Here is a 21,663-nt window from a genome sequence, read left to right on the forward strand (position 1 = left end):
GATTTGCACCAATTCATTTTTGGTACTTTTGAATTATAGTTGGTCATCCTACTGTGGGGCGACATGGATGTCGCCGTTGGGCGGGGGTACAAGACGTAGCCTTCGCCCAGCAAAAGATTTTTGTCCCTTTTTATCCCTAAAAAGGGAGGCATCGCCTACGCAAAGGTATTTAAACGTTGAATGTAAGCTGTGGTATTACAAGCTTTTATAATCAAAAATTCTTTCCATGTAATTGATTTAATTAAAAAATAATTAATTGAGAGAAGTTGTATTCTTGTGTCTGATTTTTTTGACAGGTTGACTATAGATTACCCATTGATAAAAATTAGATATTGCCTTGAATAGAAAGCGCAGTTTATTCAAAAGAACGATTTAAAAAAGAATGTTTTAATTGGGAGATTTATTTAACTAAATCAGCTTACATTGTTGAAACAGCAAGCTTTATTCCAAAAGCACAGAACAGTAAACCTACACAGGCAACACAACCTGCAGCAATTTTGTAGCGTGTATTGAAAAAAGTGGCGAGCTTAACGCCTGAGAAGATCAAGATCGTCAAATAACTCATACTGATGATTTGCAGAATCACAGAAAGTGCCGCAAAGCTTAAAGCGGGGTAAGGGTAATCGGGATCAACAAACTGAACAAAGAACGAGAGATAAAATAAAATTGCTTTTGGGTTGAGTAAGCTAATGGTTAGCGCTGTTCGAAATGGATGGAATTGTTCGTGAGTTGCAGTATTGGATGTATTTGTTTGCAGCGTTTGTGGTTTGTTTTGCCAAGTTTTGATACTTGCGATCAGTAAACGAATACCGAGATAAGACAAATAGCTTGCGCCTACAACTTTGAGAATGATAAATAACCAGGGAAAGGCGTGTAGTAAAGAGGCAGCACCTAAAACAGTACAGAGAATCAGAATTAAATCTCCTGTAAATACGCCTAAAGCACCGATATAGCCCGTTTTAATTCCAAATCGAGAGGCAATTGACATGACATACAATGAGTTGGGACCGGGTAAAATGACGATAAAAATAGTCCCTAGTATATATGTCACTATATCGGTAATACCAAACACAACATTCTCACTGTATAAATAAGAAAAGCGAAATAAAAAAGCCGAGTGGTTATGATAACAAACTCGGCTTTAGAGTGTGAGCGATTTTAGTGCAATTTTACCCAAAAGCGCATCTACAATTTAGATTTATATAAATCCTTCTAAATACATAGATTAGTCAATAAAATCAGCATCTAGACCAAAAGATTGGCGCAATAATAATGCAAGTTGTTCACGCGCTTTGATAAAACCGTCAATCCCGCTTTGCAATAATTGGAATGCCATTAAATCAGCTTCCAATTGTTGTTTAAATTCAGCTTTAGAGATCTCTTGATGTTCTTGAGCAGTCTGTTCAGTGTCTAAGCTAAGTTGAGAAACCACATGACGTTGATCATTTTTCAATTTTTCTAGCAGACCCGGTGCAACGGTTAAAAGGTCGCAACCTGCTAAACCTAAAACTTGGTCAATGCTACGGAAGCTTGCGCCCATCACTTCAGTTTTGATTTGATGTTGCTTGTAGTAATGATAAATTTGTTTAACAGACAATACGCCTGGATCTTTCTCAATTGGATAGCTCTCTACATTTTCAGCTTTTTTAAACCAATCTAAAATACGACCGACAAATGGAGAAATCAAAGTAACCCTTGCATCTGCACATGCTTTGGCTTGATGTAAACCAAAAAGTAGCGTTAAGTTACAATGAATGCCTTCTGCTTCTAGCACTTTTGCTGCTTGAATACCTTCCCATGTAGAGGCAATCTTGATCAGAATACGATCTTGGTCTATCCCATATTCTTTATACAATGCAAGTAGCTCTTTGGCTTTGGCAATGGTTTCTTCGGTATTATAGGAAAGGGCTGCATCCACTTCTGTTGAGACACGACCTTCTACAATATTTAAAATTTCGACACCCAGTTTGACGGTGAGAATATCGATGGTGCGTTCAACGAGTGCATCTAATTCATAACCTTCTTTTTTTGCTTGAGTATAGGCATCTTCAATCAGCTCACGACTTTCAGGCTGTTGTGCTGCTGCTGTAATGAGTGAAGGGTTAGTCGTTGCATCCAAAGGGCGAAATTGTTGAATTGCGTTTAAGTCACCTGTATCAGCAACGATAGTGGTTAAGCGTTTTAATTGATCTAATGCAGATTGTGTCATTACCGATTATTTCTTAGTTAAAATATTTGTGATTTATTTATAACACAATGCGATTTGAGCAAAACAGGAAAATGTACTGAAAGGCCTATTATTTTGTATGAATTCTTTGATTTCGAATGTGATTAATCAAAAAACGAGCAGCTGAGCCTAAGTTGCTCTCACGACTCCAGACTAAGTCGACAAAATATTCAAATTTTGGTGTGAAATCGAGCAAATCTAAGATTTTTAACTTATGTTTGAGCTCTGGATTTTCATTAAACATTTCTAAGGGAAGTACCCCCCAACCCAGTTCTTTTAAAATTAAAGCACATGCTGAGTGGTGATTGTCTGTCCGCCAATAGTTTTTAGAATAGAGTAATTCGGGTTTAATGGTTCGATCACGACTTGCCACGACAATTTGTCTGGATTGTAGGATTTGTTCAAAAGTAACTTGTTTATGTGCTGATAATGGGTGATGAATAGCTGAAACAGGAACCAAGGCTTCTTTTTTAAATTCGACAAATTGCTCACGGCTTTCAAGTATTTCACGTTCAAACATCAATGCCAGTTGTGCCGTCTGATTCATCAGCATTTTCAGCGCATCTTCTTGTGGTGCTGAGAAGATATTAATTTCTAAAGTTGGAAAGTGCTCTCCCAGCAGTGCAATGTATTCAGCCCAGTCTGTATGCAATAATTCTGAAACCACCACGATATTTAATGAGGATTCCAAGCCTTCGCTAAGCGCAATCGCTTGTTGTTTCCACTGATTCATTTCTACCAGCAGTTGTTCAGTTTTTTCATATAAGCGTTGAGCTTGAGGTGTGGGTATTGGTTCACGGCCTACACGATTAAAGAGTTTTAGATTTAAGTCTATTTCCAAGTTGGCGATAGACATACTGACAGCGGAGGGAACTTTGCCAAGCTGTCGTGCTGCTGCTGAAAATGAACCTGTTTCCATCACCGTTTTAAAGATGGTGAGTTGTTCTTGGTTGATATTCATGCGCTTGGCACCATTATGTTTAGTTTTTCAGTCATTAAATTTACTCCAATTCACTCAACCTTTCAATAAAATTGAAAGAACCTGACTCGATTGATCAATATTATAAAAATATAATGCATCCATCGAATCAAAAAAGAGTAGTTTTAAATGATGATTTCCAAAAGAAGGGTTATTCATGCATTAAGCTATGAAGTCATCCTATTGGTGATCATAGCGATTGCATTAAGTTTTATTTTTGAAGTGCCAATGGAAGTTACTGGTGTATTAGGTGTTGCGATGGCCGTGACTTCAGTGGTTTGGAATATGGTGTTTAACCATTTCTTTGAACAATTTGAACGTAAGAGAAAACTTAAACGTACCATTGGTGTACGTATTTTACATGCCATTGGTTTTGAGGGTGGTTTGATGTTAGCCACGATTCCAATGGTTGCTTACGCAATGGATATGTCTTTGTGGCAAGCAATTTTATTGGATTTTGGAATGACCACCTGTATTTTGGTGTATACCTTTATTTTCCAATGGTGCTATGACTTGATTGAAGAGCGTATGGGGGCAAAGCCTGTACATTCTTAATTAAGCCTGCAATGCATTTATTTTAAATTTTAGTGAAAATTTCAAATGTGTTGCGATAGAGATCCCCTTAGTTTTTTTGAAAAGTAAGGGGATCTTTTTTATAAAAATTTAATTGAATAAATAACATATAATTAAAATAGATTTTAAATAATGAATAAAGAATGGATAAATTAGAATCAATAAAGATAAAACCCGTTACACGATCACAGCTCAGTTTAAACAAACTTTTGCAAAAGATAATTGGAATTCAATTTGTTTTGTAAAATTGTTCGCCTACAATAGGGTCTGTTAACATTTCATAAATGGCTTGCGTTGTAGGCTAAAATTGAGCAGGCAAGGCATGAAACGAAGAGAATAGCGAGACTATTTTCGAGTTTCATAACACAGACTGAGATAATTTTAACCATAACCCTTCGGGACTAGAGTTTTTTTGTCGCTACGTCGTTACGAACTACTCATTTAGCTGACTAAATTTCGTATTTCGTGCCTCGAATCGTCTAAAAAAACTCGTTGTCGCAAACATAGAAGAAGTGTCAACAGACCCTAATAAATTCAATATATGTAAGAGATGGATTGAGGCAAATATGGTGCAGACAGTTCAGGAGCAGCTGCCAGATAGACACCAGCTTGCTGCTCAAGAATTACTTCAGGTTTCAGCAAATTTAAATAAGATTTATCTTGATCAATTTGACTATTTGTCCGAGATTACTGCGCACAACTTTTTCCAGTTTGATCAACAGCAGCATAAATTCAGTCTGGCAAATCAGTTACTCAATATCTACTTTGATGAAGAAAAGGGTTTAATTTTTGATTTAAATTTTGAAAAGTTACCGCGTTGTTTAGAAAATAAAATCAATATCAATCGTTTTGTTCAATATTTCTCAGAAAATATTTATTTTTATACAACAAAATATCATGAGATACATCCAACTGATTTAAAGACCAAAGCCCAAATCATCCGCCAAACGCTGATTGAGCAGGTTTTTGAGTGGGTGGATGGTGAAAATCGGGTAGAGCAGTATTTATATAATATTAGTGAAGCAGATGCAGAGCGTATTGATCAAATTTTGCTGCACTATGAATATTTTGATTATGCCTATGTTTCTGATTTTGCCAAATATGGTAAAGCGATTCCTTTAAGTGTTGAAATTAACATTAAGCATTTAGTGCTGATTAATTCTGTATTGGGTCAAGAGTTTTTACCGATTCAGTCATTGGTACCCAAATTTCAACAGGCCATTTTTTCTTTAGATCAGTTTATTCCAGCGCATTATTTGCGTATTTTAAAGATTTTTCACCCAGAATCATTACGCTTAAAAGAACTCAGCCAGTATTTTGCAAGTTATCAATTGCTGGCGGTACATGCTCAACAACAACCGCAAATGCTTGCTTATACAAAATATATGAAACGCGGTTTTTGGCAATATCAGGATTTATTGAGCAAGCAGCACTTTTTACAAAAAGATGCTGAATATTGGGAACAGGATCAAGTTCCACAAATTCCAATTTGTAGTCTTAAGCGCACTGCAAATTGGCTATTTAAACAAGATGAACAGGTCAATGATTGGATTAGCCGACATATAAAGGACCCCAATGTCCGGATCACAATCACAGCATTAAGTTTGATTGATACTTCAAAGATTTATCCTGAAGTCACTGTAAGTGTTTTAAAGTATTTTAAAAATATTGCAGCACGGCTATTTTTAATTGAATGCCATTCCTTTGCAATTACAAATGAATGGCAAAAAAACCCAAAGAACAATCGTTATAGTTTTTTAAAAACAGAGATTGAAAATAAATCGAATAAGAAAACGATTTCTCATTCTTATTTATATATCGAAGAATGGTTGGATTTTGCTGCGTTGATGTTGGCAGATCAACCGCAGATGTATAAAAAAATATACCTTAAGATAAATCGAATCATTCAAGCATTTATGCTGTTTGTACAACACATTGCTCAGGGCTTGCCCAAACAACTGATTAAATTTATTGATCCGCAACGACAACAACATGCTGAATTCTTTATTCAGTTGCAAAAGCAAAATATAACAGTCGATGATTTTCGTAAAAAACTGAAACACATGCAGATCGGTCGTGCATCTAACCCTAGTATATACGACAGCTTTGTTTTGGACTATGTGATGCATTTATTTAATGATCATCACGATATAGAGCGAAATGTCACTTGGTCTGGTCTATATCAGCAAGCACAGCGTTGGCATCAACATCATTATTTTGTTGATACCTTATCGACACTTAAAGAAAAAATAGATGTAGATCATTGGGATCGCGTTGCACCAATGCAAAAGATTTATTTTGATGAGTGGTGCTATGAGGAACTGAATAGCCTAAAACGAATTATTCAAGAGTCGTTGGTGTTTAAACACTGTTTGGCATTGTCCTATTGTGCGCGGATTGTAGATCGAGAATATGTAGCATTTCATGTATCGAAAGTTGATGATGCGACGCAGGAAATGACTTTGGGTTGTTATTATAAATTAGGACGTTTGGTCTTTGATCAATTGCGTTTACCCAATAATCTTATTCCTGATGAGTTCTATATATTGAAAGCTCAAGCTTTTATTGATGATGTAAATCAGCATTTAAAATGGAAAAGCAGTATTCAACCCAATGAAGAATTGGGAAACTTATAGTTTGACGCAGATCATTTTTAAGTGGGCTGCTTGGCTTTAATTCACTTTTCGTGATGCATTTGGCTTAACTTTTTATACAAAAATCGTTAGGCTATAGCCGTCCCATCCTGTTTAGGTAATTCAAGGCTGTTATGAAACAAGAAACTGCACTCAAACTTATGAAAGCGGGTGAAAATGTCTTTTTGACTGGATCTGCTGGTGCAGGAAAAACCTATACGCTTAATCAGTACATCAATTATTTAAAAGCACGCAAAGTCCCTGTTGCAATTACAGCATCTACGGGGATTGCAGCAACACATATGAATGGTATGACGATTCATACTTGGGCAGGTATTGGGATCAAAGATACGCTGACTGATGATGATTTGAAGCGTATGAAAGAGCGTAAATACTTAAAAGAGCATTTAGAAAATGCCCAAGTCTTGATCATTGATGAAATTTCAATGTTACATGCCAAACAGCTAAATTTAGTCAATCAAGTTTTAAAATATTTTAAAGAATCTGATGATGCTTTCGGTGGAATTCAAGTGATTGCAGCCGGAGATTTTTTCCAGTTGCCACCTGTAGGTAAAAACAGCGAACTAAATCGAGATAAATTTTGTTTTATGTCAACCGCTTGGGTTGAAGCAAAATTTCGTGTTTGCTACCTGACAGAGCAGCATCGTCAAGATGATTCGGCATTGAATGACGTACTCAATGCGATTCGTGCCCAGAATATTCAGCCACAGCATATTCAAGCGCTACAAGACACCCGTAATCAAGACATTGGTGATACCTACACGCGTTTATATACCCACAATATGGACGTGGATAGCATCAACTTTCAGCATCTCAATGCGATTGAAGGGGATGATCATCAATTTGTAGCGGTGACAGATGGTAATGAAAAGCTGATCGAAACATTGAAATCTTCTGTACGTGCACCTGATGAGTTGACGCTTAAAAAGCATGCCAAAGTTATGTTCGTTAAAAATAACTTCGATATGGGCTATATCAACGGTAGTTTAGGTGAAGTTATTGGTTTTGAAGAAGACGATGAACTAGGAATGTTGCCTAAAGTCAAAATGACCGATGGTACAACCTTATTGGTTGCGCCAGAAACGTGGTCTGTTGACAATGAAGGTGGTAAAACCATCGCCAGTCTACAACAAGTGCCATTACGGTTAGCTTGGGCGATTACTATTCATAAATCACAAGGGATGACCTTGGAAGCCGCGGAAATCAACTTAAGCCATACCTTTGAAAAAGGTCAGGGTTATGTGGCTTTATCCCGGCTTAAATCGATTCAGGGTTTAAGATTGTTAGGTTTTAATGATCAGGCGTTGGAACTGGATAGTCTTGCAATTAAAGCAGATCGCCGTTTTCAAGAGTTATCCAATGAAGCTGAAGTGCATTATGCAGATTCAGACTTAACCACACAGCACAATGCCTTTATTCGTCATTGTGGCGGGACGTTAAATACCACTGAAATTGAACGTAATGAAAAGAAGCTGGCGCGTAATAGTGGTAAAACCAATTATGCTTCGGCAACACTTGATGAAACACGTGAATTGTTTGAAAGTGGCTATGAGATTCAGGATATTGCGGTTGAACGTGGATTAACTCCTGCGACGATTATCAATCATTTGGCTCGTTTACATCGAGAGCAAGGTTTAGATATCTCGATTGCAAATCCTGGTGAAGAAGTTGTAGAAAAAATTCGTGTGATCTATAAAAAATTGAAGAAACGTCAAGATCCAAGTCATTTTAATGATGATGGTGCGATTAAATTGCGTCCAATCGTTGATTTAACCAGTCCCAAAATGGGCTATGATCAGGTACGTTTGGCATTGTTATTTGTTGAGTGATAGATGTTTTTAGTGATGAATTAATGGCTAAATTTGAGAAAAAGTTATTAAGTCCACGTTTAGCTATTTTGTCTAAATGCAAATATTCTAATAGTTATAATCTCAGCTTTCAGTTGTGCCCATTTTATTATGCGCATGAATTGATAGATTCAAATATTTCTTTTGAAGGGTTGGAGCTACCATCTCCATTTTTAAAAGATTTGCTTGGGTTGACGTTGGTTTTTGATGAAAATGAATGTGATGCATTTAATGGGTGTTTTACCATTAAAAGTATCCATAATCCTGTCGATTTATACCAATTGGCATTTATTGAAAGTCGTGACGGTTATCTAAAAGTGATTGCGAAAATCAAGATCGATTTTGAGTTTGAGCAATTTGATGATTTTGAAAATCTAGAATTGGTGATCAATGCTACTGTTGCATCTCAGATCTTATGATTCAATCGTTTTAAGTGAAAAAGAATGCATTAACACAGATGTTTATTGATGATTTTGTTAAGGTCTATCAATAGAATACAATAGATGTCGTGCTTTGAATGAGATAAAGAACCATAAAGCGCCCTAATCCAGAAATGTTTCATCTCATGGTTATTCTTATTCTAAAATTAAAGTGAATTTCAGCATCGTATAGCTGTGTAGTAAATTTGGATGCTATACTCGCACTTTAACTTCCTTCAAAACCAGTGCTTTTTTATGACATTTACGCCACCTTAAGTTTATTTACCTCTTCTAATTTGTAAATAACTCATCACTGTCTAGTGATGTGGTGTAGTCGTTTGTGTGTCGTATATCACATCACTAGCCTATCAAAAAATCAAAAAAATAGGCGCTATTTATGTTATCTAATATCCGAGAACAATGGTTCTCTAACATCCGTGGGGATGTGCTTGCTGGACTTGTTGTGGGGCTTGCACTCATCCCCGAAGCTATTGCTTTTTCAATTATTGCTGGTGTAGATCCAAAAGTGGGTTTATATGCATCATTTTGTATCGCCGTCGTGATTTCGTTTGTTGGAGGGCGTCCAGCAATGATTTCGGCAGCAACAGGCGCTATGGCATTGCTTATGGTCATTTTAGTAAAAGAGCATGGCCTTGAATATTTACTTGCTGCAACAATTTTAACGGGTGTGATTCAAATATTTGCAGGCTATTTGAAGTTAGCGAAGTTAATGCGGTTTGTTTCTAAATCTGTAGTGATTGGCTTTGTGAATGCTTTAGCTATCTTAATTTTTATGGCTCAGTTGCCTGAATTTGTGAATGTGACGTGGCATGTTTATGCTTTGGTTGCATTAGGTTTGGTAATCATTTATTTATTTCCGCTCATTCCAAAATTAGGAAAAATACTGCCTTCACCGCTTGTGTGTATTATTGCAATTACGATATTGGCAATGAGTCTTGGATTTGATGTGCGAACAGTTGGGGATATGGGGGCTTTGCCTGATACGCTTCCAATATTTTTACTTCCAGACATCCCTTTGAATGTTGAAACATTGAAAATTATCTTGCCGTATTCATTCGCATTAGCGGCAGTTGGTTTACTTGAATCTATGATGACAGCGACGATCGTGGATGAAATGACTGATACACCAAGTGATAAATATCAGGAATGCAAAGGGCAAGGAATCGCGAATATTGCATCTGGTTTTATGGGAGGAATGGCGGGTTGCGCAATGATCGGTCAATCTATGATTAATGTGAAATCAGGCGGTTTTTCTCGCTTATCAACATTCTCAGCGGGTATTTTTCTTCTTATTCTTGTTGTATTTATTAGTGACTGGCTCAAAGTGATTCCGATGGCTGCATTGGTTGCTGTAATGATTATGGTCTCTATTAGTACCTTTGAATGGCGTTCTCTAACTAGCTTTAAAGCAAATCCTAAAAGTAGTAATGCTGTGATGATCGTGACCGTCATAGTGGTCGTGGCTACTCATAACCTCGCATTAGGTGTACTCAGTGGCGTTTTGCTTTCAGCGCTATTTCTTGCCATTAAATTAGAAGATGATATTCAGGTGAAGTCTACTTTTGAAGGTTCAGCACGTTTATATGATTTAAGCGGTCAGATTTTCTTTAGCTCTTCTGAAAAATTTATGCAAAGTTTTGACTTCAATGAGAAAATTTCAGATGTCATTATTGATTTGACTCACTCCCATATTTGGGATGTCACATCTGTTGCGATGTTGGACTCTGTTGTAAGCAAATTTCGTAAGAATGGAATCAACGTCACAGTACGTGGTTTAAATGAAGCGAGTTCAATTATGATCGATAAGTATGGCACACATGCCAGAATTTAAATTAAGGAGACTCTATATTTATGTAGAGTCTCTAAAATCGGTATAATCTTAATTATGCAAGTGCTTCGTAATATGAATTAGCTAAGATTCATTTATGGGATATATGCCACAAATGCTAAAACTAAAATCAGCAAGTGAGAATGGTTTTAGCTTGTGGAATATTGATACAGCTGAAAAATATAATCAATGTAGTGTAAAAAAATAAAATTTTTGAAATAATTAAGATGCTAACTTAAGCCCAATGTCTAGCTTTTAAAAAAGATTCAAACTTAAAGTAATATTTACAGATTAAAATCAACGAAATATAGATTAGTATTTGATTTATCTCGAATTCCTTATCATTTAGAAAATTTAGTATTTGGAAGTAAATTTGTAGAGCTAAAAGTAAGCTAAAAAAAATAACACCTCTACGACTTGCTTTTTCTTTTACCGTTCTCATAAATCTAAGCGCTAAAATGTTAATTTAGCGTTAATTTTACAGTTTTTTTATATGTTAATGCTATAATTCTTATCAATATCTAGTGCTTTCAAACGGTTAATACCATGCCACAAATGTTTATTGATTATTCTGACAATATTCAAAATTTAGATAAAAAGAAATTGATGTTGGGCTTAAATCATGCACTGTTTGATACAGGTTTAGTGGGGCAAGCACATGATATTAAATCCCGTATTCAATCAGTTTCGGATTATTTGATTGGCTTTGGGGATGAAAGTGGCGAGCAGAGTAATCAAGCATTTATTTTCGTACGTTTACAAGGTCTAAGTGGTCGTACTGAACCACAAAAAGATTTAATGACTGAAAATTTATCGCAATTTTTACAGTCATTTGAAGATTATTCTGCACAGGGTTTAGAAATTCAGCTCTGTGTAGAGTTTGCTGAAATGCCACGAGAAATTTATAAAAAAGTTTTCGTGCAAAAATAATCAGATTGGGCTTAAAAGATAAGCCCCAATCTTTTACTTATTTATTTCTAAGTTCGCATATTGCTTTAACCAGTTTTGGATATCGTGCTTGTAACTCAACACCATTGAGTAAATCTCTTTCAATCTTGCCTGCTGCAAAATCATAGTGATGTTCTGGATGTTGTAAATATACTGCATCACGAATCTCAGACTCTTCTTCATTTTCATAATGAACGCTATATGCTTCATCAGCAACATAGAGTAGACCCTCAGCCCAAGTGTCGCCTATATCAAAACTATATTTTCTGCTAACAAAGTTTTGAATATCTTCTTGTATGTCATCAAAGAAATCCTTGCCTTTGAGGATTAACCAACATCTAAAATAAATAAAACCATCATCTGATAGATAAGCATCGAAATTGAAAATACCATCTTTTTCAGTAAATTCAGATTCTAGAATTGTCGAGAGTTCTGCGATTTCAGCGCTATAGAGTTGTGAGAGTTTGAGCTGAAGTGTTTTTTCAAAAATAATCAGTTGTTGTTTATCCAACTGAGATAAATATTGCACAAGATCTTGTAAATGCTGGTCAATATCATAGTCAGACTAGTGAGCATCTTTGTTGTGGTTCGACTGGTCTATTGCGTCCCAAAACAATTTTTCTTCTTGTAATGACATATGTGGTTTCATAATCGGTTTAAGCTTAATTTTAATGATTAAAAGCAAGTTTATATTTGTACTCTAAAGACTTAAGACTTCTATATCAGCATATTGCCAAATTTTATCCGCACTCATTTGATGTATTTCATCTAGAAATGCGACATTAAAGCTCCCAACAGATTGGGCTTTTTCAAAAGCTAATTTTCCTGCAATCGCAAAATGGATATGTGCAGAGACTGCTGCGATCGTGACTGTTGTGACTGCACTATACGCTGCAATTAATGCGCCTAAAGCGCAACCTGTTGCCGTAACTTTAGGCTGTAAAAAACTTCCGCCATTAACCTGAATCACGCTATTGAGCTGTTTAGAAAGAATAAAGTCAGATTCACCAGAAATTGCAACACATTCAGTATGGGTTAAAAGTGCTAAAGCTTGCAAATAGACTTCATTACTCGAAACAGTACTGTCTACACCTTTGGATTCAACCTGATTACCGGCAAGTGTACTGATCTCTGAAGCATTGCCACGAATAATACTCGGTTTAAGCAAAACCAATTGATCGACCATTTCACTGCGCCATTTGAGAAATGCACCATAACCAACAGGGTCGAGAACCCACGGTATATTTTTACTTGTTACAGTTTGTGCTGAAATCTGCATGGCCTGCATTTGTTCAGACGTAGGCGTTCCCACATTGATACTTAATGCTGCAGCAATAGACGCAAAGCTTTCAGCCTCAAATGGGTTATCAATCATTGCCGGTGAAGCCCCAGCAGCTAACAAGACGTTGGCAGCATAATTTGCTGCAACACTATTGGTAATACACTGGACTAAGGGCTGTTGAGTTTGCAACTCAGTCCAAGCATCCACAACTTTTTGCAAAATGACATCAGTGCGTGTATGAAGTTGATCCGTTTGAGAATGGGTAATATTTTCAGGATGATTCATAGATGCTCCTTACTGAGTAAAGTAGTGGTCTTGGTGTTTGCAACTGCGACAAAATAATGTCACATAATTTTGTGCATCGTACTCAACTGTCAATTCGTTTGAGCCACAATACATACAGCGCTTTTGTGAATAGAAATTTAACCGGGGTTCGATCTTTTTCCATGATTTCCACACAGGTTGAAAGAAGATACCTTCATCGTAGCCTAAAAACCGATAAAACAGTATTTCACTCATTCTACTCAATGGAATATTCGGTGGGCGTGGCAGGGTTGAGGTTTCCCATTTTTCTGCAATTGCACGTTCTCTATATTGTTGTACTGTTTTTTTGAGAATATTGGTATTTATAAAGTTTTCGTTACGAACTTGTAGCGCCTTTTTTTGATATAAATATTCAAGCGCAGTTTGAATAAGATAGAAAATTTGCCCAACGGCCAATGTGTCGAGTAGGTGATAACAGAAGATTTGGAAGTTTTTATTACCCGAAATCTGGATACCCCACGTGCGGCAATAATGTTGGGTAAACTGTACAATTTCTTGATACAGCACAACATAGAGTGCATTTTTCACTTCATCGGATGTTTTAAATGGGATACCTTGGCTTAGATTCTCATAGAACCAATGGCGTAGTTGTGTTGCAATACTAAACATACTCGGTTCAGAATAACCATCCAAACGAACGTTGATATAGTATTGGTGGGCATCATCGCTAAAATCTTTGGCGACAAAAACATTATCTTTAATCAGCTGATTGAGAAGTTGACTTTGAAAATAGTAATTGGGTGTAATGGGATGATATTTAATTACTTCCCAATCAATAAACTCTTGATGGTTGGTATTTTCATGCACCTGATTGTCTAAAATACTCAGTAAAAATAATTTATGTAAAAAACTGAGCTGGTCTAAACCTAATTCAAAGTTATCTTTTTTCTTTAGCTTACGGGTTTCTTGCAAGCGAGTTTCTTTAATCAGTTTACGCCGTTTGCTTTGACATGTTTCACAATGACAGTTACGTTGATTGTTTTGAAAAACTTGATGATTGCAATGGCTACATTGGTGAAAACTGACTTCTTTCTCAAATTCTTCAGCTTCAACATAATACATACTTGCCTGACAAAGCGGGCAAAATGTACTTTCATCCAGCTGTTTTTGCAGAATTTGAAGCATAGAGATAAATGTATAAATTATTAAGGACTTTTCATTATACACATCTATATAGATGAAAGCTGATTGCTTAAATTGAATGTTTTATAAAATATACATATTCGATCATGATTGAAGCCATTGTATTGTTATTCAATGATATTCAAAAAACTAAATCTCAACGATTCAATCCAGTTGAGTGCAAGTTTAGATGTTTCTAAATGAGATCATTTTTTAATCTTTCCCTCTGGTCCGTATGTAGAATGCTGTTATGGTATTTTCTTGCTCAAAGAACTTAAAATATTCAAAATGACCCGATTGAGAACCGTTATATTGGTCGCTTCGTTGCGTCAAAACATATTGACCATTCAGAATTATTGCAGGACAAATAGCGCAGTCTGACTTGTATTATCATTTTGAAAAGCAAATATTTATAATCCCATTGCAAAAGTAACGATGTGGGGCCTTGGAGAACTGAAGCTTGTATATGGTTTAAATGCGGTAAATAGAACGTATCTATTGATTCTATTTACCGATAAAAGGTGATTTAAACAATAATCCTAATGGTTATATGCCTTAGTAAGCAGCAGGACACGGTAATTCAGAATCCTCAAAATGCTCCATTTTAGCTTGAAGCAATGCCTTGGCTTTTTTAGCTGGAACTCTGTGCTGTCCTAGCATTTCATATTCCTTTAAAAGCGCAGTCACTTCACTGCTTTTTAAAGGAATGCCTTCGCAAGTCATAAACATCGCAATAACTTGATGATCTAACTTAGCTTTATCCAGCATCTGCATCGTTTTAATGTTTTCAACACGAACTATATGGTCTTTAAAAATCATGTTGCACCTCATTTTTTGTTGAGTATTTTTATTGTGCGATATACACGATATTAAACAAGCAAGAACTGTGCTCAAAATGTAGTCGCTTTGAAAAAAGTGTAATGTTTTGCATTGTGACGGTTTAGGATTTATCGTGCACCTAAGGGTTGTTATAAGCCATTACCCTTGCCAATATGCAACTGATGGTTGGATTCCATGACACAAAGAATATCTTTTGTTTCCATTTATTCAGTACATTGAAACCATTACGTACAATCGCAATACGATGTTGCACATTGGCCAGATTGGTTGCGGTGAGTGGTGCTGGAATAATGAGATAGGGGTGAACATTAATTTAAATTTATTGATGCCCACAAGGATATCACCACGTAAGCCTAAATTTTTTAAACAGAGTGACACTATAAAATCGTTAAGTTTAGCAAAATCGCGTATTAATGACTTATCCCACATCGGTTGTAGGATTTTCTCTTGTTCATGAATACCAAAGCTGATGGTGTATTTTTAGCCATTTTTTTAAATTTTGATGAATAAATGCCTAATCGAAGTGTTTCTTCATCCGCAATTTTTGTAATTGAAACGCTTGTGTCAGGGTAGGTCTATAGCCAGTCAGATATTGTGCGCATCATAATGTTGATGCATGATACTGAGTCCACCAGTATCTGCCATAACATTGGCTTGTCCATTAAATTCATTCATCATTGGCTTGGGCAATGGTGGCCTTTAATGTCGGTACATTCATCCCTCTAATAATGATGTTTTGACTATTGGTGACATTTAAAGAGGGGTCAAAGCATTAGACAATGAGGAGTTTGATTCATAGGTAGAACGGACCTTATTGACTAAAAAACACTCAGATTTGACCAGAAGAATTTTAGGTTATATGACTGAGTGCATCGTAATACATCAAAATAAAGGCATTGGTTGCTAGCACTATTTTTTATTTTGATTAGTGATGACTATATGTATTTATAGCTAATTGCCTAACTGTGGCCAATTTTTCTACGGGTATTTTTTGAGCGTTGTACAGGGTTAGCTTGAGTGGCGTAACCGGTTGCTACTATATATAGTTTGTGTGGCATAAGCTACGACAAACAGCTGTAATAATAATGATATATCTCGTTATTATTGCTTTAAATCAGGATATGGTTTTCTTATTCATGGGGAACATCCTTTTAATTTGTTTTTAGAGTTATGCTTATTCTGAATGTGTGCTATTCAAAGGATCTAGTTTTAGATAAGAAGAAATAATTTTAAAATGTGATTTCAGGACAAGCAGATGAATGATTTTATTCCAGTAAATGAGAAATTATGTGATAAGTAAAATGAAAATATTTTCATTATAAAAATTAGAACAAATCACCATTGTCATAAAACTGTCATCACGACATTGCATAGTGCAATAAATTTTACATATTTTTGACATAAGAGTAGAGCAATATGGCATTTAAATACGGCGTTGCTGCATTAGCTTTAATGCTAAGCGGATCAGTTTTTGCAGCAGTCACCTTATCTGCGCCAGAAGAAATTGTAGTATTGGCGGTGAACGATCAAGAAGTGAATTCAGGTTTAATCCGTAAAAAGAATGAATATAAAGTCGATGCAGGTCAAGTTGCAGTAAGTGTTCGTTACCAGCAATATTTTGAACATTTAAATGGTGAACACGATATTTTAAAATCGGGTGTAGTCACAGTGACAGCGCCAGATTTAAAAGATGGTCAAACTTATAAAATTGCTTTAGTGAATCCGCCTCAGCGTTTTGAAGATGCAAAAAAGTATTCAGAACAACCAACGATTGCGATTTATGACAATAAAAATCGCCTCGTGGTACAACAGACTGGTGTAAATACTGAAGCGAAGCCTTGGTTAGGTTCTGGGTTATTTGGCAAAGTGATTGATTTAACTTCAAGTAAGAAAGCGCCAGTAAATCAACCAGCGGCTGTATATGCAACAACGACAAGCCAGTCACCAGCAGCAACCACAGTTACTAAGACCACTCAAGCCTTAAGTGATGCCAATTCAGCAGATCGCCAATTGATTCAAATCTGGCAAAATGCAAGTAAGGCGGAACGTCAGAAGTTTATGACTTGGTTAGCTGAGCAATAATTTTGAGTACATGTGAAAGACCATTTCGATGGTCTTTTTTTGTATTTAACTGAATAATACAATTTTATAAAAGTTAGTTTATAGTTCTGTGGAGTTTGCACTTCCCCATCTTTTCTTGAAAATTTAAATATCTTTGTGTAGGCAATGTCTCACTTTTGTAGGGAAATACCAATCTTGTGCTACAAACAAAACTGTACTTTGTTTTGCGTTTGTTTGGCGAGGGGGGGACGTGCAATACCCCCGCATTTTCACAGATAATGGGCGACATTGATGTCGCCACATGATAGACACACCAGATATGATTAAATAGTGCAAAAGCATAAATGGTTTGATTGATATAATATTCATCATCTTGATGATTATAAATTATTTTATGGGTAAGACGGAATGGAGTGAGAATAAGGCTTTTCTCGCTACCATTTTCGTTTTATAAAGTACTTTACTCAGCTTTAATATGACAGAAATAAAACTTGATAAAATATCAGCTTAATTTTAGAACAGTACGAATATCTGACATTACACATTTAGTTGATCTGATTAATTCTGCCTATCGGCAGCAAGAAGGTCGTAGTTGGACAAGTGAATCAGAAATTGTCGCGGGTGATCGTATCAATGCCAAGCAATTAGAACAAGCATTGACTCAGGATAATTTTCAGTTATTTGTTGCTGAATTGGAGGAGCAAATTGTCGCATGTATTGGTCTGACTTTTACCCAGCATGATGTGGAAATCGGCACATTTTGTATTGCAGCTCAATTACAGAATCAAGGTATTGGCAAATACGTTTTAGATTTTGCTGAACGGTATGTGCATGACAAAGTTCTATCCAACCCTTGCCATTTTACGCATTTCGTTATGTGGGTTTTAAGTGTACGTTATGAATTGATTGCTTATTATCAGCGCCGTGGCTATGTTCAAACGGGTGAAGTGGCGGATTATCCTTTAACTGCAAATGTAGGCCTACCTATTGTAGATTTGCATTTAATCGAAATGAGAAAGAGTGTTAAAAGTAGCGTTTCATCTAATTAAAATAAAACCCTAAATAAATCAGGGTTTTATTGTTTCAAATTTTGGATTTAGCTCAAGAACCAAGTGTAATAGCCCCATAGCATGAGTGGCCATGCAACATAGGGGCTAAATAACCATTTCCATAACCAAAACTGTGGTAGAAATCCTACCCCATGTATAAAGCCACCTGAAATACCAATCATCACCATCATGAGCGCACTATGGTTATAATGACCATTGGCATCAAGCATTGCGCCAGGGTGAATCAATAATACCGCAGCAAGAGGCAATGCCATCAAAAACGAAACGGCCATTGCAAACTTATTCGGCTTTCTTTCTTTTGTTGTCATTGCGATCTCTGTCATGGTTTATTCCTCATCCAAATCTTGATGATGTTCAATATAGAGTGCGCTTAACACACCTGCAAAACACGCCATCAAGATCCCAAGAATCCAAGCGAAATACCACATAAATATTCTCCTATTTGCTTAGACACAGCCTTAGTACAGGCTGTGTGAGTTATCTTGAACATGTTTGTTGGTGATAACGCCCCACATTTTGTAATAACACCATGTGGTATAGATTAAAATAATTGGCACAAATATAGAAGCAACCACAGTCATTACTGTTAATGTATTCTTACTCGAAACCGCATCCCACATGGTTAAACTTACAGTTGGGTTGATACTCGATGGCATTAAGAATGGGAATAGTGCAAAACCAGCAGTTAAAATTGAACCAGTCACTGCTAAGGTAGAACCTGTAAAGCTCACGCCAGCTTTGTTTTTACCAGCACCAAAGATAATCAGGATTGCACCAAGGATTGCAGAAATAGGTGCAAGCATGGTGATCGGGTAAATTGAATAGTTATTCATCCAACCATGGTTACCCGTTGTTAATACTTCTTTCGCAAGCGGATTAGCAACAGCATTGGTATTAAATGGTTGTACCAAAGTATATCCTTCGATGCCACCAAAATATAACCAAGCACCAACGCCCAAGAAGGTAACTAAGAAGAGAATGCCCATCAATTGTGTGGCTTTAGCAGAACGTTGACGTAATACACCATCTGTACGCAGCATTAACCATGCGCCACCATGTGCACACAGCATCGACAAGCTTACTATACCGCAAACCAAGGCAAATGGGTTGAGTAGGGCAAAGAAGCTACCTGTATAAGTTGAACGTACAGTCTCATCTAAAGTAAACGGTACGCCTAAGAACATATTACCAAATGCAACACCGAAAACCAGCGCAGGTACAGCTCCACCGATACATAAGCCCCAATCCCAAGAATTACGCCATTGAGTATTTTGAAGTTTAGAGCGATAGTCAAAGCCAACAGGTCTAAGGAAGAGTGCAAATAAGACCAGCAAGAGCGCCCAGTACATACCTGAGAAGGCCGTTGCATAAACCATAGGCCAAGCAGCAAATAGTGCACCACCCGCAGTCACGAACCAAACTTGGTTGCCTTCCCAATGCGGTGCAATGGTATTGATTGCTGCACGGCGTTCATCATCAGTTTTACCTACAAATGGCATGAGTGCCATTGAGCCCATATCGAAACCATCTGTCAGGGCAAAGCCAATCAGTAGAACACCGACTAAAACCCACCAGATAATTTTGAGAAGTTCATATTCGATCATGATTGATTCTCCCCAGTTTGAGCTTGCTGAGCTTCAAGTTTCTCGAAGTGATATTTGCCTGTATGTAAAGAACTTGGTCCTAAACGTGAGAATTTGATCATTAAATACATTTCAATAATCAATAACACCGTATAGAACGCGGCTAATGCAATGATTGATCCCCATACATCGCCAGTGCTTAAACTTGATGCAGACAGATGTGTAGGCAACACTTCACCAATGGTCCATGGTTGACGACCGCCTTCAGCCACATACCAACCTGTTTGTGCTGCAATCCAAGGTAATGGCAGTGCAAACAATGCAAATTTAAGTAACCACGGTTTATTTTCTGCATTACGTTTTGCCACAGCAAATGTTGCAAGAATAAACAGGAGTAGCATCAAGAAACCAGAAGCGACCATTGCACGGAAAGAGAAGAACAATGCGGTTACATTTGGAATCGTATCTTTTGTTGCTGCTTGAATATGTGCTTCAGAAGCATCCGTTACATTTTCAGTATACTTTTTGAGAAGTAAGCCATAACCTAAATCTTTTTGGTTTTCTTTGAACGATGCCATAAGTTCAGGCGAACGGTCACCAGCACGAAGTTTTTCGAGTTCGCTATATGCGACCATACCATTACGGATACGGGCCTCATGCTGAACCATCAAATCTTTAAGACCTGTGACTTCTTTATCGAGTGAACGTGTGGCAATAATACCCATTGCATACGGGATTTTTATAGCGTAGTCAGTACGTTGTTCTTCCTGATTTGGAATACCAAATAAAGTAAATGGCGCAGGCGCAGGATGTGTTTCCCACTCAGACTCAATTGCTGCCAACTTAGTTTTTTGAACGTCACCAAGCTCATAACCAGATTCGTCACCTAGTAAGATTACTGAAAGTGTAGATGCTAAACCAAAGATTGCAGCGATGGCGAAAGAGCGACGCGCAAATGGTAAATCACGTTTTTTCAATAAGTAATAACTCGAAATGGCAAGAACAAAGATTGCACCAGTCACATAACCTGCAGACACCGTATGAACAAATTTCACTTGAGCAACTGGGTTAAAAATCAAAGCACCAAAATCGACAAGTTCCATACGCATGGTTTCAAAATTAAATTCTGAACCGACAGGATTTTGCATCCAACCATTGGCAACTAAAATCCATAATGCGGATAAATTCGAACCCAGCGCAACTAGCCATGTCACACTTAAATGTTGAACTTTTGAAAGGCGATCCCAGCCAAAGAAGAATAAACCAATAAAAGTTGATTCTAGAAAGAATGCCATCAATCCTTCAATGGCAAGTGGCGCACCAAAAATATCACCCACATAGTGAGAGTAGTACGCCCAGTTTGTACCAAACTGGAATTCCATCGTCAGACCAGTGGTTACACCTAAAGCAAAGTTAATACCAAAAAGTTTGCCCCAGAATTTGGTCATGTCTTTATAAATTTCTTTACCAGAAATCACATAAGTGGTTTCCATAATGGCAAGAATAAAAGCCAGACCTAGAGTAAGTGGTACAAATATAAAGTGATACATCGCGGTCATTGCAAATTGGAACCGCGAAAGATCGACCACGCTTTCAGAAATCATCAACGTGTCTCCTTGATTTGGGAAGGACTGCCAGCAATACGCTCAGCAACTTGGTTATCAAAATCTTTAGGAATAGTCGGAGCATCAAACCAGATATGTTTGATCGTCATTAGAAGAGCAATCTTAATTATTAATATGACTGCAATTTCTCTGACAAGCCGACGGTTTAAATCGTTAGGTTTTAAGCTCATGCGTTAAGCCTATTATTTAAATATGCTTATATTATTAAACAAAACGCAACAAGAAATAAATAGATAAAACAGTTAAAATAAAAATATATT

The 21,663-nt window shown here is 36.8% G+C and carries 20 protein-coding genes; 8 read left to right on the top strand and 12 right to left on the bottom strand.

Annotated features, from left to right (window positions below; genetic code table 11):
- Positions 1-418: 418 nt before the first annotated feature.
- From leuE to aceR, 3 genes are all read right to left on the bottom strand, one after another.
- Entirely contained in the window at positions 419-1,072 is a 654-nt protein-coding gene (gene leuE, locus AC2G3J_RS08220; RefSeq protein ID WP_336950755.1) for a leucine efflux protein LeuE, read from the bottom strand.
- 153 nt (positions 1,073-1,225) lie between these two features.
- Positions 1,226-2,209, bottom strand: a complete 984-nt coding sequence (gene tal / locus AC2G3J_RS08225; protein WP_483770936.1) for a transaldolase — start codon at positions 2,207-2,209, stop codon at positions 1,226-1,228.
- A gap of 88 nt (positions 2,210-2,297) precedes the next feature.
- Complete coding sequence (gene aceR, locus AC2G3J_RS08230; protein WP_034618362.1) at positions 2,298-3,188, bottom strand: HTH-type transcriptional regulator AceR; 891 nt, start codon at positions 3,186-3,188, stop codon at positions 2,298-2,300.
- Positions 3,189-3,335: 147 nt separating this feature from the next.
- Here aceR and aceI point away from each other — a divergent pair, with 147 nt between their 5' ends.
- The 6 genes from aceI (at position 3,336) to AC2G3J_RS08260 (ending at position 11,478) form a co-directional block, all read left to right on the top strand.
- The gene (aceI, locus tag AC2G3J_RS08235) at positions 3,336-3,761 is read left to right on the top strand and encodes a chlorhexidine efflux PACE transporter AceI (RefSeq protein WP_004822192.1); all 426 of its coding nucleotides are present in this window, start codon (positions 3,336-3,338) and stop codon (positions 3,759-3,761) included.
- Between the two features lie 584 nt (positions 3,762-4,345).
- Positions 4,346-6,415 (top strand): hypothetical protein, encoded by a 2,070-nt coding sequence (locus tag AC2G3J_RS08240; protein WP_483770937.1) that lies wholly within the window; start codon positions 4,346-4,348, stop codon positions 6,413-6,415.
- Between the two features lie 131 nt (positions 6,416-6,546).
- On the top strand, positions 6,547-8,262 hold the full coding sequence (locus AC2G3J_RS08245) for a DEAD/DEAH box helicase (RefSeq protein ID WP_004822190.1): 1,716 nt from the start codon (positions 6,547-6,549) through the stop codon (positions 8,260-8,262).
- Positions 8,263-8,285: 23 nt separating this feature from the next.
- Complete coding sequence (locus AC2G3J_RS08250; protein WP_262086329.1) at positions 8,286-8,699, top strand: hypothetical protein; 414 nt, start codon at positions 8,286-8,288, stop codon at positions 8,697-8,699.
- Positions 8,700-9,096: 397 nt separating this feature from the next.
- On the top strand, positions 9,097-10,551 hold the full coding sequence (locus tag AC2G3J_RS08255) for a SulP family inorganic anion transporter (RefSeq protein ID WP_483770938.1): 1,455 nt from the start codon (positions 9,097-9,099) through the stop codon (positions 10,549-10,551).
- Positions 10,552-11,094: 543 nt separating this feature from the next.
- Complete coding sequence (locus AC2G3J_RS08260; protein WP_004719658.1) at positions 11,095-11,478, top strand: 5-carboxymethyl-2-hydroxymuconate Delta-isomerase; 384 nt, start codon at positions 11,095-11,097, stop codon at positions 11,476-11,478.
- Between the two features lie 37 nt (positions 11,479-11,515).
- Here AC2G3J_RS08260 and AC2G3J_RS08265 read toward each other — a convergent pair whose 3' ends face one another.
- The 4 genes from AC2G3J_RS08265 to AC2G3J_RS08280 form a co-directional block, all read right to left on the bottom strand.
- Positions 11,516-12,025 carry a DUF4240 domain-containing protein gene (locus tag AC2G3J_RS08265; RefSeq protein ID WP_483770939.1) on the bottom strand — a complete coding sequence of 170 codons (510 nt, stop codon included), beginning with the start codon at positions 12,023-12,025 and terminating at the stop codon, positions 11,516-11,518.
- Positions 12,026-12,196: 171 nt separating this feature from the next.
- Positions 12,197-13,063: a hydroxyethylthiazole kinase gene (gene thiM / locus AC2G3J_RS08270; protein ID WP_483770940.1), complete on the bottom strand. Its 867-nt coding sequence runs from the start codon at positions 13,061-13,063 to the stop codon at positions 12,197-12,199.
- A gap of 9 nt (positions 13,064-13,072) precedes the next feature.
- Entirely contained in the window at positions 13,073-14,227 is a 1,155-nt protein-coding gene (locus tag AC2G3J_RS08275) for a hypothetical protein (protein ID WP_336950764.1), read from the bottom strand.
- A gap of 552 nt (positions 14,228-14,779) precedes the next feature.
- Positions 14,780-15,043, bottom strand: a complete 264-nt coding sequence (locus tag AC2G3J_RS08280) for a hypothetical protein (protein ID WP_336950765.1) — start codon at positions 15,041-15,043, stop codon at positions 14,780-14,782.
- 1,437 nt (positions 15,044-16,480) lie between these two features.
- Here AC2G3J_RS08280 and AC2G3J_RS08285 point away from each other — a divergent pair.
- Both AC2G3J_RS08285 and AC2G3J_RS08290 read left to right on the top strand, forming a co-directional pair.
- A complete protein-coding gene (locus AC2G3J_RS08285; protein WP_336950766.1) occupies positions 16,481-17,146 on the top strand; it encodes a YccT family protein in 666 nt (221 codons plus the stop codon).
- A 470-nt stretch (positions 17,147-17,616) separates the two neighbouring features.
- A complete protein-coding gene (locus AC2G3J_RS08290) occupies positions 17,617-18,174 on the top strand; it encodes a GNAT family N-acetyltransferase (protein WP_336950767.1) in 558 nt (185 codons plus the stop codon).
- Positions 18,175-18,221: 47 nt separating this feature from the next.
- Here the strand turns inward: AC2G3J_RS08290 and AC2G3J_RS08295 are convergent, their stop codons facing one another.
- Genes AC2G3J_RS08295 through cydP form a run of 5 tightly spaced genes read right to left on the bottom strand, consistent with a single transcriptional unit; the run spans position 18,222 to position 21,573 of the window.
- The gene (locus AC2G3J_RS08295) at positions 18,222-18,518 is read right to left on the bottom strand and encodes a cyd operon YbgE family protein (RefSeq protein ID WP_483770941.1); all 297 of its coding nucleotides are present in this window, start codon (positions 18,516-18,518) and stop codon (positions 18,222-18,224) included.
- A gap of 3 nt (positions 18,519-18,521) precedes the next feature.
- A complete protein-coding gene (cydX, locus tag AC2G3J_RS08300) occupies positions 18,522-18,623 on the bottom strand; it encodes a cytochrome bd-I oxidase subunit CydX (protein ID WP_002120988.1) in 102 nt (33 codons plus the stop codon).
- A gap of 30 nt (positions 18,624-18,653) precedes the next feature.
- Positions 18,654-19,799 carry a cytochrome d ubiquinol oxidase subunit II gene (gene cydB, locus AC2G3J_RS08305; protein ID WP_004719675.1) on the bottom strand — a complete coding sequence of 382 codons (1,146 nt, stop codon included), beginning with the start codon at positions 19,797-19,799 and terminating at the stop codon, positions 18,654-18,656.
- A complete protein-coding gene (locus tag AC2G3J_RS08310; RefSeq protein ID WP_004719676.1) occupies positions 19,796-21,382 on the bottom strand; it encodes a cytochrome ubiquinol oxidase subunit I in 1,587 nt (528 codons plus the stop codon). The genes cydB and AC2G3J_RS08310 overlap by 4 nt, the downstream gene beginning before the upstream one ends.
- Positions 21,382-21,573 carry a cytochrome oxidase putative small subunit CydP gene (cydP, locus tag AC2G3J_RS08315; protein WP_004719678.1) on the bottom strand — a complete coding sequence of 64 codons (192 nt, stop codon included), beginning with the start codon at positions 21,571-21,573 and terminating at the stop codon, positions 21,382-21,384. Before cydP ends, AC2G3J_RS08310 begins: the two co-directional genes overlap by 1 nt.
- Positions 21,574-21,663 lie beyond the last annotated feature (90 nt).

It is taken from the genome of Acinetobacter legionensis, assembly GCF_057165765.1.

Coding starts and splice junctions, on each gene's coding strand:
- AC2G3J_RS08240 (WP_483770937.1), top strand. CDS start 4,346: ATGGTGCAGACAGTTCAGGAGCAGCTGCCAGATAGACACCAGCTTGCT.
- cydB (WP_004719675.1), bottom strand. CDS start 19,799: ATGATCGAATATGAACTTCTCAAAATTATCTGGTGGGTTTTAGTCGGT.
- AC2G3J_RS08295 (WP_483770941.1), bottom strand. CDS start 18,518: ATGACAGAGATCGCAATGACAACAAAAGAAAGAAAGCCGAATAAGTTT.
- cydP (WP_004719678.1), bottom strand. CDS start 21,573: ATGAGCTTAAAACCTAACGATTTAAACCGTCGGCTTGTCAGAGAAATT.
- aceR (WP_034618362.1), bottom strand. CDS start 3,188: ATGAATATCAACCAAGAACAACTCACCATCTTTAAAACGGTGATGGAA.
- AC2G3J_RS08275 (WP_336950764.1), bottom strand. CDS start 14,227: ATGCTTCAAATTCTGCAAAAACAGCTGGATGAAAGTACATTTTGCCCG.
- thiM (WP_483770940.1), bottom strand. CDS start 13,063: ATGAATCATCCTGAAAATATTACCCATTCTCAAACGGATCAACTTCAT.
- AC2G3J_RS08250 (WP_262086329.1), top strand. CDS start 8,286: ATGGCTAAATTTGAGAAAAAGTTATTAAGTCCACGTTTAGCTATTTTG.
- aceI (WP_004822192.1), top strand. CDS start 3,336: ATGATGATTTCCAAAAGAAGGGTTATTCATGCATTAAGCTATGAAGTC.
- tal (WP_483770936.1), bottom strand. CDS start 2,209: ATGACACAATCTGCATTAGATCAATTAAAACGCTTAACCACTATCGTT.
- AC2G3J_RS08255 (WP_483770938.1), top strand. CDS start 9,097: ATGTTATCTAATATCCGAGAACAATGGTTCTCTAACATCCGTGGGGAT.
- cydX (WP_002120988.1), bottom strand. CDS start 18,623: ATGTGGTATTTCGCTTGGATTCTTGGGATCTTGATGGCGTGTTTTGCA.
- AC2G3J_RS08285 (WP_336950766.1), top strand. CDS start 16,481: ATGGCATTTAAATACGGCGTTGCTGCATTAGCTTTAATGCTAAGCGGA.
- AC2G3J_RS08245 (WP_004822190.1), top strand. CDS start 6,547: ATGAAACAAGAAACTGCACTCAAACTTATGAAAGCGGGTGAAAATGTC.
- AC2G3J_RS08260 (WP_004719658.1), top strand. CDS start 11,095: ATGCCACAAATGTTTATTGATTATTCTGACAATATTCAAAATTTAGAT.
- AC2G3J_RS08280 (WP_336950765.1), bottom strand. CDS start 15,043: ATGATTTTTAAAGACCATATAGTTCGTGTTGAAAACATTAAAACGATG.
- AC2G3J_RS08310 (WP_004719676.1), bottom strand. CDS start 21,382: ATGATTTCTGAAAGCGTGGTCGATCTTTCGCGGTTCCAATTTGCAATG.